The sequence below is a fragment of the Mycobacterium sp. E3247 genome (assembly GCF_001667785.1).
Taxonomy (GTDB): domain Bacteria; phylum Actinomycetota; class Actinomycetes; order Mycobacteriales; family Mycobacteriaceae; genus Mycobacterium.
Genome location: NZ_LZJG01000260.1, coordinates 23,678 through 31,852 on the forward strand (window position 1 = coordinate 23,678; position 8,175 = coordinate 31,852).

Annotated in this window: 6 protein-coding genes and 1 pseudogene; 4 read left to right on the forward strand and 3 right to left on the reverse strand. The window is 69.4% G+C overall.

All coding sequences use genetic code 11. The features are described 5' to 3' along the window. The first annotated feature begins 1 nt into the window (after position 1). The 4 genes from A9X04_RS14445 to A9X04_RS14460 all read left to right on the forward strand — a co-directional run bounded on the left by A9X04_RS14445 (position 2) and on the right by A9X04_RS14460 (position 4,655). Positions 2 to 1,990 carry a biotin carboxylase N-terminal domain-containing protein gene (locus A9X04_RS14445; RefSeq protein WP_067921421.1) on the forward strand — a complete coding sequence of 663 codons (1,989 nt, stop codon included), beginning with the start codon at positions 2 to 4 and terminating at the stop codon, positions 1,988 to 1,990. Further along, complete coding sequence (locus A9X04_RS14450) at positions 1,990 to 3,156, forward strand: acyl-CoA dehydrogenase family protein (protein WP_067921423.1); 1,167 nt, start codon at positions 1,990 to 1,992, stop codon at positions 3,154 to 3,156. The genes A9X04_RS14445 and A9X04_RS14450 overlap by 1 nt, the downstream gene beginning before the upstream one ends. A 10-nt stretch (positions 3,157 to 3,166) precedes the next feature. Further along, positions 3,167 to 3,946, forward strand: a complete 780-nt coding sequence (locus A9X04_RS14455; protein ID WP_067921425.1) for an enoyl-CoA hydratase family protein — start codon at positions 3,167 to 3,169, stop codon at positions 3,944 to 3,946. Positions 3,947 to 4,052: 106 nt separating this feature from the next. Then, the gene (locus A9X04_RS14460) at positions 4,053 to 4,655 is read left to right on the forward strand and encodes a DUF1707 domain-containing protein (RefSeq protein ID WP_067921427.1); all 603 of its coding nucleotides are present in this window, start codon (positions 4,053 to 4,055) and stop codon (positions 4,653 to 4,655) included. A 2-nt stretch (positions 4,656 to 4,657) separates the two neighbouring features. Here A9X04_RS14460 and A9X04_RS14465 read toward each other — a convergent pair whose 3' ends face one another. The 3 genes and pseudogenes from A9X04_RS14465 to A9X04_RS14475 form a co-directional block, all read right to left on the reverse strand. Further along, a complete protein-coding gene (locus A9X04_RS14465; RefSeq protein ID WP_067921429.1) occupies positions 4,658 to 5,506 on the reverse strand; it encodes an aldo/keto reductase in 849 nt (282 codons plus the stop codon). A gap of 197 nt (positions 5,507 to 5,703) precedes the next feature. Next, positions 5,704 to 7,692: a VWA domain-containing protein gene (locus A9X04_RS14470; protein WP_067921431.1), complete on the reverse strand. Its 1,989-nt coding sequence runs from the start codon at positions 7,690 to 7,692 to the stop codon at positions 5,704 to 5,706. Next, positions 7,685 to 8,175, reverse strand: a pseudogene (locus A9X04_RS14475) (magnesium chelatase); the annotation flags it as partial. The pseudogene A9X04_RS14475 and the gene A9X04_RS14470, both read right to left, overlap by 8 nt.

Below are 8,175 nucleotides of genomic sequence, written 5' to 3' on the forward strand. Positions count from 1 at the left end.
CATGGTTTCTCGAGTGCTGGTCGCCAACCGCGGCGAGATCGCCCGGCGGGTATTCGCCACCTGCCGCCGGCTGGGCCTGGGCACCGTCGCCGTCTACACCGACCCCGACGCCGCCGCGCCGCACGTGGCCGAGGCCGACGCGCGGGTGCGGCTGGAAAAGACCAACGACTACCTGAACGCCGAGGCGATCATCGCCGCCGCCCGCGCCGCGGGTGCCGACGCGGTGCATCCCGGTTACGGGTTCCTTTCCGAGAACGCCGATTTCGCGGCCGCCGTCCAGCAGGCGGGCCTGACCTGGGTGGGGCCACCGGTGGATGCGGTGCGGGCGATGGGCTCCAAGATCGAGTCCAAGAAACTGATGGCCGCCGCCGGGGTTCCGGTGCTCGACGAACTCGACCCCGACGCGGTCACCGAGGCGCAGCTGCCCGTGCTGGTCAAGGCCTCGGCGGGTGGCGGCGGCCGGGGGATGCGGGTGGTCCGCAATTTGGCTTCTCTCGCAAGCGAAGTCGAGGCGGCCCGGCGTGAGGCGGCCTCGGCGTTCGGTGACCCGACCGTCTTCTGCGAGCGTTACCTGCCCACTGGGCATCACATCGAGGTTCAGGTCATGGCCGACACCCACGGCACCGTCTGGGCTGTCGGGGAGCGGGAGTGCTCGATTCAGCGCCGCCACCAGAAGATCATCGAGGAGGCGCCATCGCCGCTGGTCGAGCGCATCCCCGGGATGCGGGCCAAGCTGTTCGACGCGGCCCGGCTGGCCGCCGGTGCGATCGGCTACACGGGCGCCGGGACGGTGGAGTTCCTCGCCGATGATGACGGGGAGTTCTACTTCCTGGAGATGAACACCCGACTGCAGGTCGAGCACCCCGTGACCGAGGAAACCACCGGGCTCGACCTGGTGGAACTGCAGCTCTCCGTCGCCGCAGGCGACCGGCTCGACGCCGAACCGCCGGCCGCGCAAGGGCATTCGATCGAGGCCCGGCTTTATGCGGAGGATCCCGCCCAGGGCTGGCAGCCGCAGGCCGGCCGGGTGGACAACTTCGAGGTGCCGGCGGTCCGATCGCGATTCGGCACGCTGGGTCACCGGACGGGCATCCGCCTCGACTCGGGCATCGGCGCCGGGTCGACGGTATCGATTCACTACGACCCAATGCTGGCCAAGGTCATCTCGTACGCGCCGACCCGCAGGCAGGCGGCGCTGGTGCTCGCCGACGCGCTGGCCCGCACCCGGCTGCACGGCCTGCGCACCAACCGTGAGCTGCTGGTCAACGTGCTGCGCCACCCCGCGTTCCTCGACGGCGACACCGACACCGCGTTTTTCGACACGCATGACCTGACGAAACTGTCGGCCCCGCTGGCCGACGGCGCCACCGTCCGGCTGTCCGCGATCGCCGCCGCGCTCGCCGACGCCGCGCACAACCGCGCGACCGCGCCGGTCCTGGGATCGCTGCCCAGCGGCTGGCGCAACCTGGCGTCCGGCTATCAGGTGAAAACCTACCGCGACGCCGACGGCGGGGAGCATCGGGTCGAATACCGTTTCACCAGAACGGGATTGCTCCTGGCCGACCCCAACGTTGCTGAGCCGGTCCGGCTGGTCTCGGCGACGGCGGACGAGGTCGTGCTCGCCGACGGATCCGGGGTGGCGTGCGGCTTCGCCGTCGCGCGCTACAGCGACAACGTCTACGTCGACTCGGCGCGCGGGCCGGTCCACCTGGTGGCGCTGCCACGTTTCCCCGAGCCCGGTTCGGCCGTCGAGCAGGGCTCGCTGGTCGCGCCGATGCCCGGCAACGTGATCCGCCTCGGCGCCGAGATCGGCGACAACGTCACCGCCGGGCAGCCACTGATCTGGCTGGAGGCGATGAAGATGGAGCACACCATCACCGCCCCCTCCGACGGCCTGCTCGCCGAGCTCAACGTCGAAACCGGTCAGCAGGTCGAAGTGGGCGCCGTCCTGGCAAGAGTGGAAGCGCCCCAACCAGAAGGAGATTCGTAATGACCGACACCAGCTTCATCGAGAGCGAGGAACGGCAGGCCCTGCGCAAGTCGGTGGCCGCGTGGGCCGCCAACTACGGCAGCGAGTACTACCTGAAGAAGGCCCGCGCGCACGAGCACACCGACGAATTATGGGCGGAGGCGGGCAAACTCGGCTTCCTGGGAGTCAACCTGCCCGAGGAGTACGGCGGCGGCGGTGCCGGCATGTACGAGCTGTCGCTGGTGATGGAGGAGATGGCCGCCGCGGGCAGCGCGCTGCTGCTGATGGTGGTATCCCCGGCGATCAACGGCACCATCATCAGCAAGTTCGGCACCGAAGAACAGAAGAGGCGCTGGATCCCCGGCATCGCCGACGGCACCCTGACGATGGCCTTCGCCATCACCGAGCCCGACGCAGGCTCCAACTCCCACAAGATCACCACCACCGCCCGCCGCGACGGCAGCGACTGGATCCTCAAGGGCCAGAAGGTCTACATCTCGGGCATCGACCAGGCACAGGCCGTGCTGGTGGTGGGTCGCACGGAAGAGGCCAAGACCGGCAAGCTGCGGCCGGCGCTGTTCGTGGTGCCCACCGACGCCCCCGGATTCACCTACACGCCAATCGAAATGGAGCTGATCAGTCCCGAGCGGCAGTTCCAGGTCTTCCTCGACGACGTCCGGCTGCCGGCCGACGCGCTGGTCGGTTCCGAGGACGCCGCGATCGCGCAGCTCTTCGCCGGCCTGAACCCCGAGCGGATCATTGGCGCCGCCAGCTCGGTCGGGATGGGACGGTTCGCCCTCGAGAAGGCCGCCGACTACGTCAAGACCCGCCAGGTGTGGGGCACGCCGATCGGCGCGCACCAGGGGCTGTCGCACCCGTTGGCCCAGTGCCACATCGAGGTGCAACTGGCCAAGCTGATGATGCAGAAGGCCGCCACGCTCTACGACAGCGGCGACGACGCGGGCGCGGCCGAGGCCGCCAACATGGCCAAATACGCTGCGGCCGAGGCGGCTACCCGCTCGGTCGATCAGGCCGTGCAGTCGATGGGCGGCAACGGGCTGACCAAGGAGTACGGCGTCGCCGCCATGCTCGCCTCGGCCAGGCTCGGGCGGATCGCCCCAGTCAGCCGGGAGATGGTGCTCAATTTCGTGGCGCAGACATCGCTGGGTCTGCCTCGGAGCTACTGAAGCCGTACTGATGGAAACGCTGGTCGAATACGCCGGTCCCACCGAGACCGGGGGCCCGTTCGCGCGGCTGACGCTCAACTCGCCCCACAACCGCAACGCGCTTTCGACCGCGCTCGTCGAGCAGTTGCATCAGGGGCTGCGCGACGCGCAGGCGGACGCGGCGGTGCGGGCGGTCGTACTCGGGCATACGGGCAACACCTTCTGCGCCGGGGCGGACCTGAGTGAGGCCGGCGCGGGTGACCCCTTCGACATGGCCGTCGCGCGGGCCCGCGAGATGACCGCGGTGATGAGGGCCATCGTCTCCTCGCCGCTGCCGGTCATCGCCGCCATCGACGGGCATGTCCGCGCGGGCGGGTTCGGGCTCGTCGGTGCCTGCGACATCGCCGTCGCCGGGCCGCGCAGCACCTTCGCTCTGACCGAGGCCCGAATCGGCGTCGCCCCGGCGATCATCTCGCTGACGCTGCTGCCGAAGCTGTCGCCACGCGCCGCGGCGCGCTACTACCTGACGGGCGAGACGTTCGACGCCGCCACGGCGGCGGACATCGGACTGATCACGATGGCCGCCGAGGACGTCGACGCCGCGGTGGGCGGACTGCTCGCCGACGTGGGCCGCGGTTCGCCGCAGGGGCTGGCGGCCTCCAAGGCGCTGACCACGGCGGCGGTGCTGGAAGGGTTCGACCGCGACGCCGGACGGCTCGCCGAAGAGTCGGCCCGGCTCTTCGTATCCGACGAAGCCCGCGAGGGCATGCTGGCGTTTCTGCAGAAGCGCGCCCCGAGCTGGACGAGTTAGCCAGGTGTCAAACAAACCCCGCCGCCCGAACCGGCCGGCGCGGGTCAAGGTTGCAGTTTGACCAATCCTCTTGCGGCAATAGCCGGACGTCGTAGGCTCGTGGGTGATGAGCAACTCCGCGCAACGCGATGCGAACGACACGCGCGACGAATCGTCGCGCGCGGCCGACACTGATCGCATCCAGCTCGCGCAGTTGCTGGCGTACGCGGCCGAGCAGGGCCGGCTGCAGATGAAGGACTACGAAGACCGTCTGACCAGGGCGTATGCCGCGACCACGTACGCGGAACTGGACCAGCTGCGGGCCGATCTGCCGGGCGCACCCATCAGCCCGCGCCGCGGCGGCAAGCCCAACCCCGCACCGTCAACGTTGCTGCTGGCTCTGTTGAGCGGCTTCGAGCGGCGGGGCCGGTGGAACGTGCCCAAGAAGCTGACCACCTTCGCCTTGTGGGGCAACGGCGTGGTGGATCTGCGCTACGCCGACTTCACCTCGACCGAAGTCGACATCCATGCCATGTCGATCATGGGTGCGACGAAAATTTTGCTGCCGCCCGAAGTCAACGTCGAGATCCACGGCCGCGGCGTCATGGGCAACTTCGACCGCAGCGTCCTCGGGCAGGGCACCCCCGGCGCACCGAAGGTGAACATCCATGGCTTCTCGCTGTGGGGCGCCGTCGGCATCGTTCGCAAGGCCCGCCGGCCCCGCGGCTAGCGTCAGCCGGGCACGTAATCGAACTTGTCGGGGTTGGGCCCGTTCCGACCCGCTTCACCCTTGTCCAGGGCTGAGATCGCGTCCATGTCGGAGTGATCCAATTCGAAATCGAAGATCTCGAAGTTCTCCTTGACCCGTTCCGGGGTCACCGACTTGGGGAAGACGATGTCGCCGCGCTGAATGTGCCAGCGCAACACCACCTGCGCCGCCGTCCTGCCCCGCGCCTCGGCGACGCGGTTGATCACCGGATCGTCGAGCACCTTGCCCTGCGCGATCGGTGCCCACGCCTCGGTGACGATGCCGTGTTCGCGTCCGTACGCCCGGACCTGCTCGTTACCGAAGTAGGGATGAACCTCGATCTGATTGACCGACGGGACGGTGTCGGTTTCGTTTGCGAGCCGAACCAGGTGCGGGACTTGGAAATTCGAGACGCCGATGCTGCGGGCGCGCCCGTCGCGGGCGAACTCCTCGAACACTTTCCAGGTCGAGACGAAGTCGCCGTCATAGAGCGTGGGCAGCGGCCAGTGGATGAGGAACAGGTCCACGTAGTCGGACCCGAGGGCCTTGAGCGTTCCGTCGAAGGCGCGGCGCGCGTCGTGGGGTTTGTGGAACCCGTTGTTCAGCTTGCTGGTGATGAACACGTCGGCGCGATCGAGACCCGCGTCCCGGATGCCTTGACCGACTTCGGATTCGTTGCCGTACATCTCGGCGGTGTCGATGTGCCGATAGCCGATCTCGAGCGCTGTCTTGACCGCCGCCGCGGTCTGGTCGGGCTTGATCTGGAACACGCCGAAACCAAGCTGCGGAATGCCGGCACCATTGTTGAGTTCGATCGTTGGAACCTTGCTCATGCATCTCCTCCTTCGTGAAGTCCTATACCCGGTCGGCCACGGTCCTATCGGCGGCGGCAACGAGCATCCCGGTACCAGGGCGCACCCGGTACCCCAGCCTGGCCGAGGCCGGACGTGCGTGTCTTCGCCGCTGGCGTCCATTGACGCTGCGGGCCACCGCCAGTGAGCGCATGCCGGCTAGCCGCAACCCGCGCGGGCTAGCGGCGGCGCGACCGCAGGTAGTCGCCCACCACGGCCGCGCCCAGGCCGTCGAGGTCGGGCACCACGACGCGTCCCTCGACGCGCCGGGCGACCTGGTCGATGAACCGGGCCAGGCCGGGGTCGCTGCCCAGCCGGAAGATGGTGATCTGCGCGCCCAGGCGGGCCATGTCGTCGAAGCCGCGCACGGTATGGGCGATGGTCCGCGGGTGCGGCGGGTAATCGAAAAACACGGTGGTGCCGTCACCGTCGAAGTCCTCCAGGTGAGCGGTGGGCTCACCGTCGGTCACCACCAGGACGACGGGCTGCGCGTTGGGGTGCCGCCGGAGGTGCCGGCCGGCCAAGGCCAGCGCGTGATGAAGGTTGGTGCCCTGCTCGTAGACGCCCTCCAGGCCGGTGAGCTCGGCGGCGGTCACCGTCCGGGCGTACCGGCCGAACGCGATGATCTGCAAGGCGTCGGAACGAAATCGCGTGCACACCAGGTGATTGAGCGCCAGCGCGGTCTGCTTCATCGGCAGCCAGCGATTCTCCATCACCATGGAGAACGACGTGTCCACCAGCAGGGCGACCGCGGCCTGGGTGCGCGTCTCGGTCTCGGAGACCTCGACGTCGTCCACGGCGATCTTCAGCGATCCGGTACCGCCGTCCAGGGTGGCCGTTCCCGCCTGCCGCAGCACCGCGTTGGTCAGCGTTCGGGAGATGTTCCACGGCTCGGTGTCACCGAACTGCCACGGCCGGGTGGCGCCGGTGAGTTCGCCGGCCGCTCCCGCGCGCCGATGGTCGCGCTCGCCGCGCCGACCGGAAAGCTGTTGCGCCACATCGCGCAGGGCCGTCTCGCCCAGCCTGCGCATGGCCTTCGGGGAGAGCCGCCACTGGCCGTCGGAACCCCGGTCCAGGAATCCCTGATTGACCAGCGCCCGTTCCAATTCGGCGAGCGTGCGCGCGTCGACGGCGGCCTGGTCACCGAGCTGGCGGGCCAGCGCGTCGAGATCGACGTCGTCCATGGTGGCGCCCGGGTAGCTTTGCGAGAGTTGTTCGGCCAGCTGCTCGAGCTCGGCGACGTCGGCCAGCGCCTGCGTGCCCTCGCCCATGCCGAACGGGTTGTCGCCGGAGAACTGCTCGGACCCGGTCCAGTCCTCCCCCGGCCGGGCGGCCTGCAGATGCGCGTCGAGCCGGTTCAGCGCCTGCATCAGCGCGGGCGACCCGAATGCCTGCTGCGCCAACGCATCCAGCTCCGCCCGCTGGTCGGGGCTCAGGCTGTTGCGGAAGCGTTGCGCGGCCGCGGCGCGCTTGGCCAGCGAGTCCAGCAGCTCGTCGACGTTGCGCGGGTTCTCCGGGAAGAACTCGCCGTGCTTACTCATGAAATCCTGGAAGTCCTGCTGGGTGTCCTCACCGCGGGAATGCTTGTCCAGCAGATCGTTGAGGTCGTTCAGCATGTCGTTGACGCGCTGGCGGTCCTCGTCGGTGGCGCCCTGCAGGGCCTCCTTCATTCCGGCGAAGCGCTGGTCGAGCATCTCGCGGCCGAGGAGATCCTTGATCTGGTCGTACTTCTCACGCGCCTCGTTGCTGCGCCAGTTGTAGTCGGAGAGCTCCTGAACGGCCTTGGCCGGCGATGCCGGCAGGGCGTCGAGCTGGAGTTCGCCGAAGCGGGCGTCGTCGTCGAGCGCGCGGGCCAGTTCTTTGCGTTCGGCCAGCACCGCCTCGTCGAGCAGCTTCTTGATCTCCTGCAGGGTGCCGTCCAAGTTGTTGCGGCGCAACAATTCCCGTCGGCGTCGGTTCGCCTCGGCCGCCAGCCGGTCGGCGCCGGGCATGTTCTTGGTGCCGCGGCGCAGCAGCTCGGACAGCGCGCGGCGCGGTGAGGTGCCGGCCATGACGTCCTGCCCGATCTGCTCGAGGGCCTCGCGCAGGTCCACCGGCGGGGCCAGCGGGTCCGGCCCGCCGGTGTACGCCGAGTACCGTAGGCGGTGCCCCTTAAAGGGTTCAGCCATAGACCGTTTGGCCCTCCCCGGACACCTTGTCGATCCGCTTGGCCAGATACAGGGCCTCCAGCGCGAGCTCCAGCGCGGCGGCGCGCTCGCCCTCGGACTGGGCGTTGACCTTGGCCGCGATCTTGTCCACCACGGGCAGGGCCGGAACCGCGGCCAGCACATCCTTGGCCGACACCCGCTCGCCCGTCGTGACCGCCGAACCGCCCTCGACCGCGGACACCAGCGACCCCACGTCGATGCCGCCGAGCACCCGCGACGCGGTGTCGGCCGTGGCCCGGCGCAGCAGGTGCTCCAGCACGGCTTGCTCGCGGCCCTCCTCACCGGACTCGAATTCCAGCTTGCCGCGCAGGACGTCGATCACCGTGCCGAGGTCGACCACCCGGGCCACCGGGTCGGTCTCCCCGAGCACCGCGCCGCGGTGCCGGGCGGCGGCCGCTACCGTTTCGGCCGCGGCGATCGCGAACCGCGCCGACACCCCGGAGC